18 protein-coding genes are annotated in these 19,164 nt (G+C 30.8%); 5 read left to right on the top strand and 13 right to left on the bottom strand.

The genetic code is table 11. The features are described from left to right. From AADI82_RS06270 to AADI82_RS06250, 5 genes are all read right to left on the bottom strand, one after another. The coding region (locus tag AADI82_RS06270) for a choice-of-anchor L domain-containing protein (protein WP_341215596.1) at positions 1-852 on the bottom strand (852 nt) is incomplete at its 3' end. A 138-nt stretch (positions 853-990) separates the two neighbouring features. Next, positions 991-3,441 (bottom strand): T9SS type B sorting domain-containing protein, encoded by a 2,451-nt coding sequence (locus AADI82_RS06265; protein ID WP_341215595.1) that lies wholly within the window; start codon positions 3,439-3,441, stop codon positions 991-993. A 3-nt stretch (positions 3,442-3,444) separates the two neighbouring features. Then, positions 3,445-6,156, bottom strand: coding sequence for a T9SS type B sorting domain-containing protein (locus AADI82_RS06260; RefSeq protein WP_341215594.1), 2,712 nt, complete (start codon positions 6,154-6,156; stop codon positions 3,445-3,447). Positions 6,157-6,184: 28 nt separating this feature from the next. Further along, positions 6,185-7,009, bottom strand: a complete 825-nt coding sequence (locus AADI82_RS06255) for an ABC transporter permease subunit (RefSeq protein WP_341215593.1) — start codon at positions 7,007-7,009, stop codon at positions 6,185-6,187. Between the two features lie 31 nt (positions 7,010-7,040). Then, a complete protein-coding gene (locus AADI82_RS06250) occupies positions 7,041-7,937 on the bottom strand; it encodes an ATP-binding cassette domain-containing protein (protein WP_341215592.1) in 897 nt (298 codons plus the stop codon). Between the two features lie 215 nt (positions 7,938-8,152). On the opposite strand from AADI82_RS06250, the gene AADI82_RS06245 reads away from it, so the two are divergent. Continuing rightward, the gene (locus AADI82_RS06245) at positions 8,153-9,244 is read left to right on the top strand and encodes a hypothetical protein (RefSeq protein ID WP_341215591.1); all 1,092 of its coding nucleotides are present in this window, start codon (positions 8,153-8,155) and stop codon (positions 9,242-9,244) included. Here AADI82_RS06245 and AADI82_RS06240 read toward each other — a convergent pair. The 6 genes from AADI82_RS06240 to AADI82_RS06215 form a co-directional block, all read right to left on the bottom strand. Further along, the gene (locus tag AADI82_RS06240; RefSeq protein WP_341215590.1) at positions 9,225-9,737 is read right to left on the bottom strand and encodes a hypothetical protein; all 513 of its coding nucleotides are present in this window, start codon (positions 9,735-9,737) and stop codon (positions 9,225-9,227) included. The two genes, AADI82_RS06245 and AADI82_RS06240, sit on opposite strands and share 20 nt — an antisense overlap. 38 nt (positions 9,738-9,775) lie before the next feature. Continuing rightward, positions 9,776-10,789 (bottom strand): COX15/CtaA family protein, encoded by a 1,014-nt coding sequence (locus AADI82_RS06235; RefSeq protein WP_341215589.1) that lies wholly within the window; start codon positions 10,787-10,789, stop codon positions 9,776-9,778. 83 nt (positions 10,790-10,872) lie between these two features. Further along, complete coding sequence (locus tag AADI82_RS06230; RefSeq protein ID WP_341215588.1) at positions 10,873-11,325, bottom strand: GNAT family N-acetyltransferase; 453 nt, start codon at positions 11,323-11,325, stop codon at positions 10,873-10,875. Between the two features lie 2 nt (positions 11,326-11,327). Next, positions 11,328-12,746, bottom strand: a complete 1,419-nt coding sequence (locus tag AADI82_RS06225; RefSeq protein WP_341215587.1) for an HD domain-containing protein — start codon at positions 12,744-12,746, stop codon at positions 11,328-11,330. A gap of 30 nt (positions 12,747-12,776) precedes the next feature. After that, complete coding sequence (locus AADI82_RS06220) at positions 12,777-13,151, bottom strand: GxxExxY protein (protein WP_341215586.1); 375 nt, start codon at positions 13,149-13,151, stop codon at positions 12,777-12,779. Positions 13,152-13,177: 26 nt separating this feature from the next. Beyond that, positions 13,178-13,738, bottom strand: coding sequence for an L-threonylcarbamoyladenylate synthase (locus AADI82_RS06215; RefSeq protein ID WP_341215585.1), 561 nt, complete (start codon positions 13,736-13,738; stop codon positions 13,178-13,180). Positions 13,739-13,864: 126 nt separating this feature from the next. On the opposite strand from AADI82_RS06215, the gene AADI82_RS06210 reads away from it, so the two are divergent. Genes AADI82_RS06210 through AADI82_RS06200 form a run of 3 tightly spaced genes read left to right on the top strand, consistent with a single transcriptional unit; the run spans position 13,865 to position 16,382 of the window. Continuing rightward, positions 13,865-14,797 carry an FkbM family methyltransferase gene (locus tag AADI82_RS06210; RefSeq protein ID WP_341215584.1) on the top strand — a complete coding sequence of 311 codons (933 nt, stop codon included), beginning with the start codon at positions 13,865-13,867 and terminating at the stop codon, positions 14,795-14,797. An 18-nt stretch (positions 14,798-14,815) separates the two neighbouring features. Then, positions 14,816-15,628 carry a glycosyltransferase family 2 protein gene (locus AADI82_RS06205; protein ID WP_341215583.1) on the top strand — a complete coding sequence of 271 codons (813 nt, stop codon included), beginning with the start codon at positions 14,816-14,818 and terminating at the stop codon, positions 15,626-15,628. Continuing rightward, the gene (locus AADI82_RS06200) at positions 15,615-16,382 is read left to right on the top strand and encodes a Kdo domain containing protein (RefSeq protein ID WP_341215582.1); all 768 of its coding nucleotides are present in this window, start codon (positions 15,615-15,617) and stop codon (positions 16,380-16,382) included. The genes AADI82_RS06205 and AADI82_RS06200 overlap by 14 nt, the downstream gene beginning before the upstream one ends. Here the strand turns inward: AADI82_RS06200 and AADI82_RS06195 are convergent. Together AADI82_RS06195 and AADI82_RS06190 are read right to left on the bottom strand one after the other, a co-directional pair. Beyond that, positions 16,360-17,130 carry a glycosyltransferase family 2 protein gene (locus AADI82_RS06195; protein ID WP_341215581.1) on the bottom strand — a complete coding sequence of 257 codons (771 nt, stop codon included), beginning with the start codon at positions 17,128-17,130 and terminating at the stop codon, positions 16,360-16,362. The genes AADI82_RS06200 and AADI82_RS06195 overlap by 23 nt on opposite strands. 44 nt (positions 17,131-17,174) lie before the next feature. Continuing rightward, entirely contained in the window at positions 17,175-18,245 is a 1,071-nt protein-coding gene (locus tag AADI82_RS06190) for a glycosyltransferase family 9 protein (RefSeq protein WP_341215580.1), read from the bottom strand. An 82-nt stretch (positions 18,246-18,327) separates the two neighbouring features. On the opposite strand from AADI82_RS06190, the gene AADI82_RS06185 reads away from it, so the two are divergent. Beyond that, positions 18,328-19,101, top strand: a complete 774-nt coding sequence (locus AADI82_RS06185; protein WP_341215579.1) for a glycosyltransferase family 2 protein — start codon at positions 18,328-18,330, stop codon at positions 19,099-19,101. Positions 19,102-19,164: the final 63 nt, after the last annotated feature.

Below are 19,164 nucleotides of genomic sequence, written 5' to 3'. Positions count from 1 at the left end.
TATATCGGCGTCTAATGTTACAGAAGGCGCGCATGTAGAAACATCTTCGCCTAAATCTAAAATTTTAAAACTATTACCTTCAATAAAAACAGCAGAATCATAAGAACCATCGGTTTGATCTGCAATCACCAATTTTATATGATATTGTACATAGGGCGTTATTGTGGTTGCAGCTGTTAACACTGTAGTTCTACCATTATAATTGGTATCTCCAACATTATAGCCATCAAAATACTGATCGTTTTGAGCAGGACAAACACCAAAAATTTCATCATGAATAGTGTTCGTATTCACCGGTGTTGAGGTGCCAGGAACTAAAGCGATATTTTGATAGGGTAGCGTACTGCCAGTTTCTTTAATTAAAAACGCAAAGCCATCAGAAAGTTGACATGGATTAATTCCAAAATATTCTTCTGAAGCTAATAAATAATTAAATTGCAGTTGACTTGAAATGGATACAATGTCAAACTCAATAGATGTGGCATTTAAGGTATTAGAAACACCTAAAGCGGTCTCTAAATCTGGGTCGGTTCCCCATATAGTTGAGCCTTCACTTAATGTTGGTGTAGTAACACCGTTTCCACCAGAAGTAGCATTACCAGTAGAAAGCATAATACCATTTTGAAAAGGAAAGTTTGAACTCGCACGATCAAACTGAGCATAACTTGAAAACCCACTAGCAGTACCATTTACAGATGATGTGATATTGGTAATTTCTACACAGCTGTTCTGTACTAGGTTATCTTCAATAAGTTGTTGTAAACCGACAGAATCATCAACTGAGATTTGCTGAGAAAATGCATAACTACCCCATAGCAAAAGTATTCCTATTAAGTAGTTAACAAATTTCATAGCAGTAGGTTTCTTTTTTATTTGGAAAACTCAATTATTTTACAAACTGAATTTATTGCGAAAAATAGACTTTTTTCAGATGAAATGCAAAATATATCCGACAAAATACATTTTTAATTGGTTCTCATGATTTGTTTATTAATATTTTAAAGTAAAATGATTTTTAAAAACCCTGCCATCTTGCAGAGTTACAGCAAACCAATAATCGTCGGCTGGCAGTTTTTGACCATTAAATAGCCCGTCCCAACCACTACCCAATGGATTTAATTGTTTAATTAATTTACCAAACCTGTTATAAATAAGGATATTGGTATTGGGCTGAAACATATTAGAGATACCAATTACTTGCCAAGTATCGTGTACGCCATCGTTATTGGGCGTAAAAAATTTGGGAAAACCAATAACTGAAATTGGATTTTGCACTGTGCCACAGCTATTTTTAATATCTCTAACAGTTATAGTATAAATACCTGGATACACATTTTCGAACGTATTACTTTCTTGATAAGGTGCGTATACTATATTATTTTCATCAAGTAATCGGTATTCATAAATACCTTCACCAGAAACTAAAACGGTAATAGTATTATTTTGAGTAGCATCAACGACTTCAATAGTTTCAAAAGTTGCTATGTTTGAGGGTTCTATGGTAATGGTTCGTTGTTTTGTACAACCATTAGCATTGGTAACTGTTACGGTGTAAGTTCTCGCTTCATTAATATCTATTTGATAGGTGTTTTCTCCAGTGGACCAGTTATAGGTATAATTGGAAGGATTATCATTTATAACTGCTGCATTTAAAGAAGTGGTTCTCTTCGGATAATCATTAAGGCAGTAGTATGCTAAAGCTTCAGTTTCAATATCTGGTAATTCGTTTACGGTTAAAACAACTTCACTTATACCATAACAATTATTAGCGTTTTCAACACGGGCATAAATAGTTTGAGAGTATGGGTTTGTGTTTGTAAATGTGCTTCCTAAATTATTTGTTTCAAGTAAAGCATCATCATAAGTTTCGAAATAAGAGATTGATAACCCTGAGGGAAGTCCTGCAACTATGTCACTATCTGCATTAGTTAAAATAAAATTAAAATAGCCATCTTCGGTGCCATCATTATCACATTCAACTAGTTCGGTATCTTCAGAGTCTGTAACACTAACATTAAGAGTTAACTCTGAAGGTGAAGAGCATCCTGTACTGTCATTAATAACATCTACATAAATAGTTTGCGGATTGGATGTGTTGGTAAATGCATTACCGTCGGCTTCAATAGTTCTGGCAGAGTCTGTATAAAATTTTGTTGATAATCCAGCGACACCATTAGTTAAAACAGTATTAGCTTGATTGAGATTGAAAATAGTGCGTTCATCTATAGCACCGTCTTCGTCGCATTGTAACAGGGTGTGGTTAAAGGCTTCGGGGTTTAGATGTACGATTAAATTTAATGGAGTTACACTTTTACAATCAGGGTTTAAGGCATCTTCAACTCTAACAAAAAGTTGTTCGTTGAATGTTGTTGAATTATAATAAGCATTTGGTAAAGGGTTTGCTCGCATTTCGGCATTTAATTGCGAAGTATGATACGTAATATTAATATCAGAAGGGTTTTGACCATTTAAAATTTCAGGATTTTTAGATGATAAATCAAAAATAACTCGTCCGTTAGTATTGTTTCCATCTGCTGAATCGTCACATAGTTCGTAATCTATTGGTTGCGCAAAATTTGGACCTAGATTAACATTCAATTGAAAGTTGGTCAACTCAAAACATCCTGTGGTATTATTTGTAATTCTAGCATGAATGGTTTGAGGGTTATTAATGTTTGTATATGGACTGCTTAGTTCGTTTATTCCAATATTAGCATCACTTATATTTTCGTGATAAGTTATGGTAACATCGCTTTGTGTTCCTGCAATTAAACTTGTATTGTCTGTTAGGTTAAAAGTTGTAAAGCCATTGTCAAAAGGGGTAACTACATCGCAACTTTCTAAATTTAATGGTGTGCCATTTGTTCCTGACTCATCTGAAGGAGGATCAGAAAACTGTGCAGTTCCTGTCCATTGTAAGCTAAAAGGGCTATTGCCAATTGGTCTATCTATGACTATATAATAAGTTTCTCCTGCTAGCACATCTAACCACTTTACAAAACTATCGCCATCTGCACCTGGGCCTTCGGCAGTATCACTTGCAGAATCATTCATTCCTGTTAAATTGTTTCCTTGATTGGCGGCTGAAGGATTAGTAGTAGAACACCTAATGGCTTGTCCAATATTGCCACAGGTTGCATTTGGTCCGAACACAAAAAAATCATAATCTTCTGTAATAGCGGTGCTATTTGGGGTTAATGTAAAACCTAATGTGCCACTAGTTACTAAAGTAACTTTTAACCAAACACTATTGTTTTCTTGACTTGAACATGTGTTTGATCCGCTTAATTCTTGAGTGCCAACACCACTTACATTTAAGTTAACGTTTGAATTCCCACAAGCAATTACGGCATCAATGCAATCCGTTGGTTGTTGCCCTAGCGTATTATTGTAACATAATAAAAAAATAATTAAGACAGATATTTTTAAGGCTAATTTCAAAGATTAATATTTTAGAGTGAAATGATTTTTTAAAATTCTTCCGTCTTGCAGAGTTACAGCAAACCAATAATCGTCGGCTGGCAGTTTTTGACCATTAAATAGCCCGTCCCAACCACTACCCAATGGATTTAATTGTTTAATTAATTTACCAAACCTGTTATAAATAAGGATATTGGTATTGGGCTGAAACATATTAGAGATACCAATTACTTGCCAAGTATCGTGTACGCCATCGTTATTGGGCGTAAAAAATTTGGGAAAACCAATAACTGAAATTGGATTTTGCACTGTGCCACAGCTATTTTTAATATCTCTAACAGTTATAGTATAAATACCTGGATACACATTTTCGAACGTATTACTTTCTTGATAAGGTGCGTATACTATATTATTTTCATCAAGTAATCGGTATTCATAAATACCTTCACCAGAAACTAAAACGGTAATAGTATTATTTTGAGTAGCATCAACGACTTCAATAGTTTCAAAAGTTGCTATGTTTGAGGGTTCTATGGTAATGGTTCGTTGTTTTGTACAACCATTAGCATTGGTAACTGTTACGGTGTAAGTTCTCGCTTCATTAATATCTATTTGATAGGTGTTTTCTCCAGTGGACCAGTTATAGGTATAATTGGAAGGATTATCATTTATAACTGCTGCATTTAAAGAAGTGGTTCTCTTCGGATAATCATTAAGGCAGTAGTATGCTAAAGCTTCAGTTTCAATATCTGGTAATTCGTTTACGGTTAAAACAACTTCACTTATACCATAACAATTATTAGCGTTTTCAACACGGGCATAAATAGTTTGAGAGTATGGGTTTGTGTTTGTAAATGTGCTTCCTAAATTATTTGTTTCAAGTAAAGCATCATCATAAGTTTCGAAATAAGAGATTGATAACCCTGAGGGAAGTCCTGCAACTATGTCACTATCTGCATTAGTTAAAATAAAATTAAAATAGCCATCTTCGGTGCCATCATTATCACATTCAACTAGTTCGGTATCTTCAGAGTCTGTAACACTAACATTAAGAGTTAACTCTGAAGGTGAAGAGCATCCTGTACTGTCATTAATAACATCTACATAAATAGTTTGCGGATTGGATGTGTTGGTAAATGCATTACCGTCGGCTTCAATAGTTCTGGCAGAGTCTGTATAAAATTTTGTTGATAATCCAGCGACACCATTAGTTAAAACAGTATTAGCTTGATTGAGATTGAAAATAGTGCGTTCATCTATAGCACCGTCTTCGTCGCATTGTAACAGGGTGTGGTTAAAGGCTTCGGGGTTTTCGTTAAAAACCACATAGGCTTCTCCTTCTAAGGCACAATCTCCATTATTAGGGTTAATATATACTTCGTAATGCCCACTTTGAGTAACATCCAAATCAAAATCACTTTCAGATAAAGGGTTTCCATCACGCGTCCAAGTATAGGTAGCACCAGTTATTTGGTCGGCAGTTAATGGATAAATATCATTTACACAAAGCGAAAGGTTAGTACTGCTTTTTCCATTTTTAATAATATCAATTTGTTCATTAAAAAAAGAAGCAATAAAAGGGGGGAGTCCTTGGGAGGAATTATTTGGTGAAATACTAATAGCACTATGTTGATAATTACAGCCAACTCCAATTTGATTAGGGTTATTAATAACACCTAAATGCGGATAACCATTGCTATAGGTAGCACTTAAAGCTCTGTAAATTTTACCGTTTGGTCCAAGTTGTAAGCCTCCTCTATATAATTGACGGTCATCTATAACAATAACAGAAGATTGAATATCTGTAGCTAAAAGGTTATATTGGAGTAATGATGAAGTATGATTACTTGGGTCGTTATTATTACTTGGGTTTTCTATATCAAAAAAATTATTTGATGCATGTACATAAAGTAATTGGCTATCTGGAGAAAACTCTACACCATAAGAGTTACCATTCTGTCCACCTATAAATAATTCAATTTGATTGCTAACTACTCCAGTTGTTTCATCAAAATCATATAAATACAATCCATCGCTTAGATTAGCGTTGGCTATTTTTTTACCATCTGGTGATAATTTTAAATAGCCTCTTGCATCATTAATATTAAGAATAAATGGAGAGGCTACAGGTGTATTATTAACGCCTAAATTATTAACTTCAAAAGCATAAAATGTATTATAGCTACCTACGCTTCCATTTTCTGGAGCAAAAGTTAGTACCCAAATAGATTTTGTTATACAATCTTTTAAAACTGCCGTAATTTTTTCTGAAGAGCGTTGTAGTAAATTTGTGTTTTTAGTTGTAACAGCTCCTAAACCTCCATCTTGAGATATATCAACCTCAGAATAGTTTAAACCGTAATTATTACCGTCAAGGTTATTATCTACAGTAAAAATGTAATAAATATTTTCATTATCTGGTTTAGGAACAATAATAGCAGATTGTGTACTAGACGAATCGCCAAACAAACCCAAACCATTCATCATGGTAGCATGGTTTTTATTCCAAACTCTTGTCCCATCTGTGTAAAATAATAGATTTCCAGAACTGTCTGATATAGATGCGCAACCTTCGTTAGTAAATAATTGACCATCATTTACAGAAGAAACCGTATTATTATTTTGATTGAATTTGATACCACCACCATAGCCAAAATACCAATTGGCAGCTTCGCTTTGGGCAAAACTATTTATGCTGACAAAGCAGGCAAATACGAATATGGCAATTTTTTTCATCTTTCAATAGCGATAGCTATCAAAGATATTACAAATCTCGCTTTTTTAATAATCTGTACGATAAAAAGATAAATAGGGCTGTCCAACCAATTACTATGGCAAACTCGTACCAATGTACAGCATAGTCGTATGCTATTTCTGCTTTGTCGGGAAACTTAGTCATTGCTATGCGCTGAAAGGGTTGGTCTATTAATTTGTAAATTGATTTTAATGGAAAGAAATTTTGAATTTTCTCAGCGATATTAGCATCAGATTTCCATGCTATTAATCCAAATAAAATCCATTCTAGAATAAATAAAATGAATAAAAAGGCAAGAGCAAAAGCAGAGCGTTTTACAAGCATTCCAAAAAACAAACACAAGCTAAAAAAAGCAATAAGTTTCACAAAATAAGCTAGTATAAATTCAGTTTCTCTAAAAATAATTGAAACTTCGGTATAGCTAGAATAGTATAAACCTATACACAGCGAAATTAACCCTATTAAAACCGTAGAAACTAGTGAAAAGAATATGATGGTATAAAACTTTGATAATATAAATTCCTTCTTGCTTAACCCATCTATTAGGTTTTGTTTAATAGTTTTGTTACTGTACTCATTACCAATCATACTTACTACTACAATGGCAAAAAAGAATTTAAACTGAGAAGCAAAAAAAGTAGTTAAATGCCATATCATAGGGAAGTTAAAAATGCCTAACTCACCAAGCTCTAAAGTAAAAAAACCAAATACATTAATTTTTAAAGAAGATAATAATATGACAAAGAATGGTAAAACAAACGATACAAAAATGAGTATTTTACTAGTTCTGTTAAGTAACAGTTTTTGTAATTCTAAATTTAAAAGACGTAACATAGAGTTAGTATATTTTGGTTGGGTTTAGTTTTTATTTGTTGTCTGTTAATTGTAAAAATTGTTCTTCTAAACTTTCTTTACGCTGTACTAAATGGGTAAGTATAATGCCATTTTCAAAAAGATATTTGTTGAAATCTTCAGATTTCATTGGTTCATTTAAAAAAGCAGTTATTAAACCTTCTTTTTCTTTAATTGATTTGAATGATGCATTATGTTCTAAAAGTTTAATTAAGTCATTTGGCTTATTGCATTTTAATTCAAAAAAACCGTGACTAGAAATCATTTCGTCAACACGACCTGAATATAATTTTACACCTTTACGTAACACAACAACATGGGAACATACTTTTTCAACTTCATCTAAAAGATGAGATGCCAATAAAATAGTAGTTCCTTTTGCAGCAATTTGCTTAATAATTTCTCTAATTTGATGAATCCCTTGTGGGTCTAATCCGTTTGTAGGTTCATCTAAAATTAAAATTTCCGGATCGTTTAATAATGCAGAGGCAATCGCTAAACGCTGTTTCATACCTAACGAATAGGTTTTAAATTTGCTGTCTTTTCGTTCTAATAGGCCAACAATTTCAAGCTTTTCTTCAACTTTGCTATAATCAACTCCTTTAATTTTGCATACTAGCTTTAAATTCTGAGTTGCTGTCATGTAAGGGTAAAAGTTTGGTCGCTCAATTATAGCACCTACTTTTTTTAATGCATCATGTGTTGTTGTTTGTCCGTCAAACCATTTAAAATCACCTTGTGTTTTATTAACAACATTTAAAACAATACCTAGAGTGGTAGATTTTCCGCTTCCGTTAGGTCCTAAAATCCCATAAACGTTACCTTTGTTAATAGTAAACGATAAATCTTTTACAGCAGTTAAGTAGCCAAATTTTTTGGTAAGGTTGTTAATTGTAAGTATTGGTTCCAAGATGAATTGTTTTGTTTGCTGAAAAATATCAACAAGGTTAGTTATTAAAGTATGACGATGCTTAACTTATTTTGTTACAAGGTTATTAATAAAAGCTTTAAATTGAATAAAAATTCCTCAATAGTAATATTGGGGTTTCCTTTTAAATTGTCATTCTCGCAGATAAGGGAATCTAAGTGAATAAAATTTCTTTACTTTGAATAAGTTTGTAAAGTATGCAAGATTTAAAAATATCAAAAAAGAAACCTTCATTTCCTGTAACCACCAAATTACACGATTACCTTTCTAGGTATAATAGAAACATAAAAATACCCATTTTTTATGACGATTTGTTGCGTTTTCAGGGTTCAATAGTGGTTCATGATAAAGATGATAATGATACTTTATGGATACGTGTTTATTACAACGAATTTGAAAGAGAAGAAATAGATTTATCGTTAAAAAAAGTATATACAATCTTGCATTCTGATGGTAATGATGATATTTTACCTTTTTTAAATGTTGATGCCATTGATTTTTGTACGTTCGGAAATTCGAAACCCTTTAGAATTAAAATTAGAAATATTTTAAATGACAATTACACTTATTTTTATATAAAAATAGCTGATGCTTCTCGGGTGTATGGTCTAGAATTAGAACACATGCTATCGCCCTATAATTTAAATTTTTTAATATACAAGAACACATTAATTGAAGAGCATATTGCAGGAATACCTGGTGATGAGTTTATAAAAAATATGTTACCAAATTGTACAAAATCTGAAAAAGCACAAATAGCAAAAGAGTTTGTTAAGTTTAACGAGCGCTGTATGATAAGGCTTTTGGGAGATATGCGTTCTTATAACTATGTTATTGTGCCCACTCATGACTTTGATCATGTTGTTTACAAAATTCGGGCGATTGATTTTGATCAACAATCTTATGAGGGTAAGTTTAATATTTACAGACCGCAGTTTTTTAAAGAGAATATAAAAATGGTTGAATTGGTTTCAGAAATTATTCAAAAGCCATCAATCGATCAATATAAAATTGAAGAGCGTTCTATTTTGGTGAAACGTTTAAAAAGTTTTCACAAAAGAATAAATAGATTATTAAAATGTATGATTGAAGACTCTATTTCAAAAGATGAAAATATAGATTCTTTAAAAATGAAAATATTTGATTATACACAAGATGTAAATTTTAAACGAAGTAAAAATATGGGGCAAATCCTTAAATATTCATTGGAGTACTTAACACGGAACTATGAAAATGTAAGTCTGGAGAATTTAAGAAAAAAACGTGGTGTTAATTCCAATTTTCGTTAAAATCTAAATCCTCATAATCATCTACATCAATACCATCTTCAAACTCGTCGAAATTATCATCCTCATCAGCTTCAAATAATTTTTCTGGAGCATTTTCTGGTACTTGTCCTTTAACAAACATAAGATTTGGATAATCGTTTCCTTCAGTTTCATCAACTATTTCGGCTAATTCAACATAAAACGTCCACATGCTTAAAAAGTCGTATACATAAATTAATTTAGGTTGTATTTCATGTACAACATCATTGATGCTAGTTTCATTCATTAGGCGAGCTGAAGCATCTTCACTTAAATCGAATAACGAAATTTCTTCACCTTGCTCCCAAGTATCATTACTTAAATAAAATGATGCCATTTCAGAGCCATCAAATCCAAAAGATTGTGTGATAATATTGTGTAAATCTTCTAGCGTGTCAGTTTCTCGGATTTCTAAATCACGAAAAATATCATCTTCGGTATCGTTATCAAGTATAACTCTAAATCTGTAAATCATTATGAAAAATTATTGGTGCAAAGATAAGTCTTTTTGTATTATTTGCTGAAACGATGCAAAGTAAATGTCATGGCACTCAAAAGGAAAAATGCTCCTATTTGATGGGCCACTCCTAACCATAATGGTACTGCATATAATATGGTAAAAATGCCTAATAGGAATTGGAAAACTACCAAAATTAATAATGCATTTATGCCTTTTTTTTGAAGTTTTGTAATTGCCATTTTACGAGTTTTATACCATAATATTAAAATAGAAATCACCACAAAATACGCTAAAATTCTGTGAATAAACTGAATGCCACTTGGATTTTCAATAAGGTTTTTATAAAACGGTTCGAGTATATAAACCGTATGGTGCATAAACTTATTTTCATTCATTAAAGGCCAATGGTTGTGTAGTAAACCCGCTTTTAATCCAGCAACAAAAGCACCATAAATAATTTGAATAATGAGAATGATGTAACTAATTGTTATAAGGTTTCTAAACTTAATATTTATTGGTTTTTTATTAGGATAAAACAAATCTAAAGCGACCCAAAGTGTGGCAGCAAAAGTAAGGAAAGCCGTTGTTAAATGTGCAGCTAAACGGTAATGACTAACATCTGGCATATCTACCAAACCACTTTTAACCATATACCAGCCTAAAAACCCTTGAAAGCCACCAAGAATCAATAAGACTAAACATTTTTTAATGGTTTTTTTTGAGAGTTGCTTAGTTACAAGAAAATATAAGAACGGAATGATAAACACCAAACCTATAACTCTACCAATTAGTCTATGCAGCCATTCCCAGAAATAAATACTTTTAAAATCACTAATGGTAAAGTGAGAATGTAATTTTTGATATTCTGGATATTGTTGATACAACTCAAAAGCGTCTTGCCATTCGGTTTCGTTAAGCGGTGGAATAGTACCAGTAATTAATTTGTAATTTGAAATGGATAAACCTGAATCGGTTAGTCTGGTTATGCCTCCAATAATTACCATTATAAAAATAAGAACACATCCTGTAAGTAACCAATAAATAACTTTTTTGTTGTCTTTTTTCATTTTTTGTCAGGTCAAGCGCAGTTGAGACCTCTTAATTTATTTCTTAAAACCTCTCGACTGCGCTCGGAAGAGGTTATAGTATATTAAATCAAATCTTTTTTAAAGCATAAGCTGTTTTCTACATTCTTGTATGGTTCGAAATTTGGAATGATAGTATAATCGTTTTTTTTGTAAAACTGAACCGCTTCAACTTGACGAATACCGGTTTCTAAAACACAATAATTATACCCCAATTCATTACTCCAAATCTCTAATTCTTTTAAAATTTTAGACGCAATACCTTCGCCTCTGTTTTCAGTATTTGTATACATGCGCTTTATTTCAACAGTATTTGTGTTAAACGCTTTAAAAGCACCACAGCCAACAGCACTGTTATTAGAGTAAGCTATTACAACATGTTTTAAAACATCAATGTTATTGTACTGATTGTAAAAATCATGCTCATCGCCATCAACAATAGTTAAATAATCATCTAGTTTTTTAACTAAATTTATAAAGTCTTTATTTTCAGAATTTGTTCTAATTAATTTTAGCATAATTAATTTGATACTTTTAATCCTAAACGCTTTCCTTCTTTTAACATGAGCTTATATGCAGCTTCATATTCATTTGGAATAACGCCTTCTAAAATGGCTTCTTTTATGGTTTCTTTAATTATACCAATTTCGCGAGATGGTTTTAAATTAAATGTTTTTATAATTTCCTCACCAGAAATTGGTGGTTGGAAATTGCGAACATGATCGCGGGCTTCAACTTCAATAATTTTATCTCGTACTATTTTAAAGTTGTTATGATATTTGTTGAATTTTTTAGGATTTTTGGTAGTAATATCAGCTTCGCAAAGTGTCATTAAATCTTCAACATAATTGCCAGCATCAAAAACCAAACGACGCACTGCAGAATCGGTTGCCATATCTTGAGCAAGAACGATAGGTCGCGAACTCATAAACACCATTTTTTGCACAAATTTCATTTTATCATTTAATGGCATTTTTAATCGCTTAAATAAATGATACACCATTTTTGAACCTTCAAATTCATGACCATGAAATGTCCATCCTACTTTTTTGCTAAACTTTTTTGTTGGTGCTTTACCAATATCGTGTAGTAAAGCGGCCCAACGTAACCAAAGGTTGTCAGTATGTTTTACAATATTATCGACAACTTCTAAAGTGTGATAAAAATTATCTTTATGACGTTGTCCTTCAACTTCGTCTATACCTTTTAAAGCGGTGAGTTCTGGTAAAATATAATGAAGTAAACCAGTTCGTTCTAATAATAAAAAACCAATAGATGGTGTTTTACTTTCAATAATTTTGTTAAGCTCTACAACAATACGTTCGTTGGTTATAATTTTAATACGATGACAGTTTTTTGAAATAGATTTTAATGATTCATCCTCAATTTTAAAATTGAGTTGTGTGGCAAATCTTATGGCGCGCATCATTCGTAAGGGGTCATCACTATAAGTAATATCTGGATTTAAAGGTGTTTTTATAATTTGATTTTTTAAATCGTCTATCCCATTAAACGGATCGAGTAAATCACCAAATTTAGTTTCGCTTAAATCTAAAGCCAATGCGTTAATTGTAAAATCCCGCCGATTTTGGTCGTCTTGTAAAGAGCCATTTTCCACAATAGGATTTCTGCTATTTTCGTTATAAGATTCTTTTCTTGCACCAACAAACTCTATTTCAATATCATCATACCGAAGCATTGCTGTTCCGTACGTTTTAAAGATTTGAACCTTGGGCTTATTTGGTAAGTTTTTAGCAACTTGCTTAGCGAGTTCAATACCGCTACCAATAGCAACAATGTCGATGTCTTTGGCATTTTCTCGGTTTAAAATAAAATCGCGAACAAAACCACCAATAACATAGCTGTCGAGTTGTAGCTCATTAGCCGATTGCGATATAATCTTAAAAATGGGATGATATAATGCTTCTTTATAATTCATTTTTTTGTTGCCACGAATTCACGAATGTTTTTATAAAACGATTCTTTTATGGTCTAATAAATCTTTGTGAAAATTTGCTAAAATAGTGAGTTTACATTGTGATACTTTTAAGTAATTTATGCATTGAGCAGTATGCTTGTCGTTTAGGTTTTCTGTCGATTTTATTTCTAAAATAATTTTATCAAAAACTACAAAATCTGCGTAAAATTTATGTTTTAGTAAAGTGTCTTTATACGCAACGCTAAATTCTTTTTCTCTTTGAAATGGAATATTTAAACTTTTAAATTCGTATTCGATAGCATCTTTATAAACAATTTCTGAAAAACCACTTCCCAAATTATTATAAACTTCAAATAAAACCCCAACTATAGCATAGCTTTCGTCTTTATAAATAATTTTAGACATAAATATTCGTGTATTAGTGGCTGTTTTTACTCTCGAATCACTTTAACAACTCCACTATTACTCAATTTGATAATTGAAGAGGGCTTGTCGCAGATTTTTTCGTGATGCAAATTTACAACATAGTCTACACCTTTTAAAATGGCTGGAGCTATTTCTTTAAACGATTTTGGAGTTGGTTTACTACTAATATTTGCCGAAGTTGAAACGATTGCACCATTAAGTTTTCTTGATAATTGATAGCAAAATTCGTCATCTGGAATCCTAATAGCGATAGTGCCATCGTCTGCAATTAAATTTGAAGCTAAATTTTGAGCATCATCATAAATTATAGTGATTGGCTTTTCAGAAATTTCAATAATACTAAAAGCAGCTTCAGGAATTTTTTTTACATATTTTTTAAGCATTCTATCATCGGCAACCAAACAAATTAATGCTTTACTATCTTCTCGATGTTTTAGTTTGTAAATTTTCTCAACAGCTTTAGGGTTAGATGCATCGCAACCAATGCCCCAAACGGTATCTGTGGGGTAGAGTATGAGTCCACCATTTTTTAGTACTTGTAGAGTGTTTTTAATTTCGATATTCATTGTTAAAACAATAGATTGTTTAGCTATAAATTATACTTAATTCACTAAATGTAAAATTAAAACTATGATTTGGAAATTATACTAAGCATAACTTGTTTATTTTTGTAATCATAATAAAATTTATACATGAAATTAGCGAATAAGATTTTAAATAGTTTATCTGGAGTTACCAGAAAGTTAACTTACCATCGAAAGCTTAATCAATTATATAAGCACTTTAATAGAGTATTATTAGCTTTAGGAGCAGAGCCTATTGTTACCGCTACAATGGAAGATGGAACAATAATGCTTGTAGATTTAAGTACAAAAACCGAAAGAATTTCATTTTATACAGGTAAATATGATCCAGATCTAATAGCCGTTACACAATCTCTTTTTAATCCAAATTCTAGCTTTTTAGATATTGGAGGTAATATTGGATATTATTCTGTGGCGATGGGACATTTTATTAGGTTAAAAAAAGCTACAGGAAAAGTAATTGCTTTTGAACCTTTTGAAGGGAATTATTTAAGACTTACTAATAATTTAAAAATTAATGATTTAAATAATATATGTGAGGTTAATCAATTTGGTTTGTCGAATAAAGTTGAAGAGACAGAAATTACTTTAAGGGAAGATTTTAAACATGGCTCTAAAACAGGAAATGCAGCTATTAGAACAAGCGAAGCTATGGATGAAGGATTTAAACTATCACCGATTAAGCTTGAAGTATTAGATGATATTTGGGAAAAAAAATACAGCGAAATTGCTAATATAGATGTTGTGAAGATTGACATTGAAGGGCATGAAGATTTCTGTTTAGAAGGAGGAAAAGAAACGCTTAGAAAGCATAGGCCAACTATATTAATGGAAGTTAATAAGCCTTATTACCAAGCACGAAAAGTTGAATTGGATGAGCGTTTTTTACAACTTATACCCGAAAACTATAATATTTATAAGCAAAATGGTTTAAAATGGAATAAAATAAAATCCTTAAATGAGTGTATAACTATTGATAATGTTTTCTTGATTCCTCTAGAAAAGCTTAGTTTAAAAGGCTATAATATTTTTGAAAACTAAATTCAAAAAAGTATTTAAATGAATCACAAAATTAAATCAGCGTTAATAATTACAACATATAATTGGCCTAAAGCTTTGGAGTTGGTTTTGATGAGTGTAAAAAATCAAAAAATATTTCCAACCGAGGTTATTATTGCTGATGATGGTTCAAAAAAAGAGACCAAAAAATTAATTGAAAAATTTCAAAAAGATTTTCCAATACCATTAAAGCATATTTGGCATGAAGATAATGGGTTTAGAAAATCGGCAATATTAAACTTAGCAATTTCTAATACAAACGCAGATTACATTATTCAATTAGATGGAGATTGTATCATTCATAAAAATTTTGTAGGAGATCATTTAAACGCTATTGAAACTAGTACCTATTTATTTGGTTCTAGAGTTAGCATTCAAGAATCTTTTTTAGCTGCGCTTTACAAAAATAAAGTAGTAACATTTTCGTATTTATCAAAAGGTATAAAAAAGCGTAATAGAAATATTTATTTACCTCTTTTAGGGGCATTATTATATAAAAAAAATAATGAGCTATCTAGAAAACTTAGAGGGTGCAACTTGTCTTATTGGAAATTAGATTTTATAAATATAAACGGCTATAATGAAGATATGACAGGCTGGGGAAGAGAAGATTCTGAGCTAGTGATTAGAATGATTAACAACGGCGTACAAGGTAAACGATTAAAGTTTAGGTCTATTGTTTATCATATTTGGCATAAAGAAAGCTCAAAAGAAAAATTAAATATTAACCACACCATTCAAGAAAATGCCATAAAAAACAAGTCTATTTGGTGTGAAAATGGTGTTGATAAATATTTAAGTGAAAAGGAATAATACTATACATATAGATTTTAAAAGTAATAATGCATTTTTTGATGACATTATAAATAATTTTGATACTAAAGGTGAAGACTTTGGGAATCAAGATAGAAACTCTTTAAAATTATTTCAATTAGATAATAAAACGATTAACGTTAAATCGTTTAAAGTACCGCATTTAATCAATCAAATCGCGTATCGTTTTTTTAGAAAAAGTAAAGCGCAACGCTCGTTTGAATATGCCAATAAACTGAAAAATTTAAATATCGGCACACCCCAACCCATAGCATATTACGAATTTAAAACCCCATTGTTATTCAAAAAAAGCTATTATATAAGCGATCAAATTGATTGTGATTACACGTATAGAGAACTCACAACCGATTTTAATATTCCTAATTATGATGAAATATTAAGAGCCTTTACACGATTTACATTCAATTTACACGAAAAGAGCGTTCATTTTTTAGATCATTCTCCTGGAAACACATTAATTAAAAAAACTAAAAAAGGTTACGATTTTTATTTGGTTGATTTAAACCGCATGGAATTTAAGCCATTGGATTTTGAAACACGCATTAAAAACTTTTCAAAATTAACCATTCATAAATCTATGGTTGATGTTATGAGTGATGAATATGCTAAATGCTCGGGAGAAGATTACAATAAAATATTAAATTTAATGTGGCACGAAACTGAAGCTTTTCAAGAAAAATACCATCGAAAAAGACGTTTGAAAAAGAAGCTTAAATTTTGGAAGACATATTGAGTCTCTTGAGTTCTTTGTAGCGATAATAAACGCCATATGCACTTAAATAGCATATTTGAAAACCTTCTTTTCCGTCTAAAAAACCTAATCTAAAAATATAATTTGTAATAAACTTGTAAATTGGTCTTATAACAAAGTGCATCATATTTGCGTTTTTGTTTTTTTTATGTAGCTCTAAAGCTTTAAGGCTAGCATAATGCTCCATTTTTTCTTTATAATGTGGCGCACTATCAAAGCAAAAATGTAACATAGGGTTTTTTAACATTGAGCTTTTGCCATTTATTTCTGGCATTTCATGCACTATTTTATCTTTAATGTATTTTACATTGTCATTTTTAAATAAACGGTAGGTAGTATCGGTTTGAAAACCACTAAAACGGATTCTTTTTTTCTTAAAGAAGTATAAACGTTTAACCATAAACGCTACAGTATTATTATGATTTTTTATCGTTGAAATAATTTCGGTTTTTAATTTATCTGTTATGCGCTCATCAGCATCAATAAATAAAACCCAATCATGAGTAGCTTGTTTCAGTGCAAAATTTCTTTGATCAGCAAAATTTTTAAACTCACGTTGTATTGTAGTGACATTTTTAAATTCTAATAATTTTTCAAAAGTACCATCAGTACTAAAAGAATCTATAACAATAATTTCATCAGTAAAACTAATGTTGTTAATAACGGCTTCAATATGATTGGCTTCGTTATAAGTAATTATTAAAGCTGATATTTTATTAGATTTTATCAATTTAAAACTATTAGTTTAACTTAGTTTTTAATGTTTTTAAGATGTTATTCTATCTTTAAAATAGTATTTAAAAATATTTTTAATTTATTTTTAATTGTATTAATAGGGTATAATTCAAAGTATTTAAAAGTATGTTCTTTAATATACTTCTCATCAAATTCTGAGTATATTTCTGGTTTTAAATCCTTTAAATGTATAGAAACATTTTTTTCATTCTCAAAAATTTGCCAAGTTTCTTTATCTACACTTGGCGAAAACAATGAAAAGGTAGGAATGCTTAGTGCTTTAGCCATGTTTATAGAGCCTCCTTCGTTGCCAATAAGCCCATCACATTGAGATAGTAGTCCTAAAAATGCTCTAAGTGAGTGAGCATAAATATCCAAATAAATATTTGCTTTCGTAGACTTATCACATAAATTAAAAAGAGTCAAAGCATCTTCTTTTTGATCAGGAGTATAATTAAACAATAAAGAAGCATTTGTTTGTTTTACTACATAATCTAAAAGTTTGGACATGTTTTCTAATGGGTACGTTTTGTACCATTCGCTTCCCATAGTTCCAATCATGAATAGTGGTTTTTTATTATCAATGCCGCCATTGAATAAAAGGTCTTTAGCAGCATTAATCTCAATTTCAGATAAAAATATTTTTGGTTTAAAATCTTTGACTTCTTGATCTAAAATAGGTTTTAAAAGGAGTAGTCTGTTTTCAATAGCTAAACCATAATTACTTTTCGTACCATTTTCTAGCCTTTTAATGTTGTAATTGTAAAAGATACTAGAATAGGATTTATAGTAAGAGATTTTATATTTAGCTCCAGAAAAAGCAGTAATTAAGTTAGTTTCTAGTTTGCTATATGCATCTATTATTGTAGTATACTTTTGTTTACGAATTTTACTAATAAACTTAAAAAACGATAAGTAGTTTTTTCTAGTAGTTTCTTCTAAAACTATAATATTGTTAATTGATGGATTTCTTTTTAATACATCAACACAGTATGCGTAGCACATGTAATCGATAGAAGCATTTGGATATGCTTTTTTCAAAATATTAGCTAGAATCGAGCTAGTTAAAACATCTCCAATTCGCTTTTGTTGAATAATTAAAATCTTCATTTCTATAAAGTAAGATCAATGTCTTTTTTTTGAGTAAAAGTATTAAATAAAACTGTATTTTTACCTTATAAAATGATTATTCATGGCAATTAGTGGACTGGTAATTACTTATAATGAAGAGAAAAATATAGAGAAGTGTATCAATGCTTTATTTAAAGTATGTGATGAAGTAATTATTATAGATTCCTTAAGTAAAGATAACACGGTTGCTCTTGCTCAAGCAAATGGAGCTAAGGTAATTTCTCAGGCTTTTTTAGGTGACGGTCCACAGCGGAAACACGGCTTGCAATTTTGTAAAAACAATTGGATTTTAAATTTAGATGCAGATGAGTTTTTAGATGTTGATGCAGTAGAATTTATAAAAGAAAATAAATATTTGCAGAATGATTTTGATGCGTTTTCTTTTAGGGTAAAAAATTTTTTGGCTGACGAATTAATCGATTTTTCAGGATGGTATCCAGACCATAAAGTACGCTTTTTTAATAAACAAACAGCATCGCCTTCCGAGTCTATGGTACATCAAAAAATAATAGCTACAAATGAAAAAAAAGTAGCGGTTCATATATTACATTATGGTTGGGATTCATTTGAACAGATTGTAGCAAAGAAAAACCAATATTCTACGTGGCATGCTAACCAACTTTTTAATCAGGGAAAACGTATTCATAGTTTCAAGCCTGTTTTAAATGGAACCGTGGCATTTTTAAGATGTTATTTTTTTAAAAGAGGGGTTTTTAATGGTCTAGATGGTATAACTATAGCATTAATTCAAGCATTTTTTTCTTATATGAAATATAGTAAACTACTCAAACTTCAAAGGCTTGAAAAAATAAGACTGTCTGAAAGGTCATTTTAGTTTATATATTTTACTTTTCAAACAGTCTTAATATATTATAAATTTTTAAACCGCTACGTTATG

The organism is uncultured Wocania sp. (genome assembly GCF_964021735.1).
GTDB lineage: Bacteria > Bacteroidota > Bacteroidia > Flavobacteriales > Flavobacteriaceae > Wocania_A.
The sequence above is the reverse complement of the archived record's forward strand: the minus strand, read 5'-3'. Positions and strand labels throughout refer to the sequence as shown.

Bases quoted from the DNA above. Each gene is read 5' to 3' on its own strand.
- AADI82_RS06260 (WP_341215594.1), bottom strand. From the start codon at position 6,156: ATGAAAAAAATTGCCATATTCGTATTTGCCTGCTTTGTCAGCATAAAT.
- AADI82_RS06255 (WP_341215593.1), bottom strand. From the start codon at position 7,009: ATGTTACGTCTTTTAAATTTAGAATTACAAAAACTGTTACTTAACAGA.
- AADI82_RS06245 (WP_341215591.1), top strand. From the start codon at position 8,153: ATGCAAGATTTAAAAATATCAAAAAAGAAACCTTCATTTCCTGTAACC.
- AADI82_RS06240 (WP_341215590.1), bottom strand. From the start codon at position 9,737: ATGATTTACAGATTTAGAGTTATACTTGATAACGATACCGAAGATGAT.
- AADI82_RS06235 (WP_341215589.1), bottom strand. From the start codon at position 10,789: ATGAAAAAAGACAACAAAAAAGTTATTTATTGGTTACTTACAGGATGT.
- AADI82_RS06230 (WP_341215588.1), bottom strand. From the start codon at position 11,325: ATGCTAAAATTAATTAGAACAAATTCTGAAAATAAAGACTTTATAAAT.
- AADI82_RS06225 (WP_341215587.1), bottom strand. From the start codon at position 12,746: ATGAATTATAAAGAAGCATTATATCATCCCATTTTTAAGATTATATCG.
- AADI82_RS06220 (WP_341215586.1), bottom strand. From the start codon at position 13,151: ATGTCTAAAATTATTTATAAAGACGAAAGCTATGCTATAGTTGGGGTT.
- AADI82_RS06215 (WP_341215585.1), bottom strand. From the start codon at position 13,738: ATGAATATCGAAATTAAAAACACTCTACAAGTACTAAAAAATGGTGGA.
- AADI82_RS06210 (WP_341215584.1), top strand. From the start codon at position 13,865: ATGAAATTAGCGAATAAGATTTTAAATAGTTTATCTGGAGTTACCAGA.
- AADI82_RS06205 (WP_341215583.1), top strand. From the start codon at position 14,816: ATGAATCACAAAATTAAATCAGCGTTAATAATTACAACATATAATTGG.
- AADI82_RS06190 (WP_341215580.1), bottom strand. From the start codon at position 18,245: ATGAAGATTTTAATTATTCAACAAAAGCGAATTGGAGATGTTTTAACT.
- AADI82_RS06185 (WP_341215579.1), top strand. From the start codon at position 18,328: ATGGCAATTAGTGGACTGGTAATTACTTATAATGAAGAGAAAAATATA.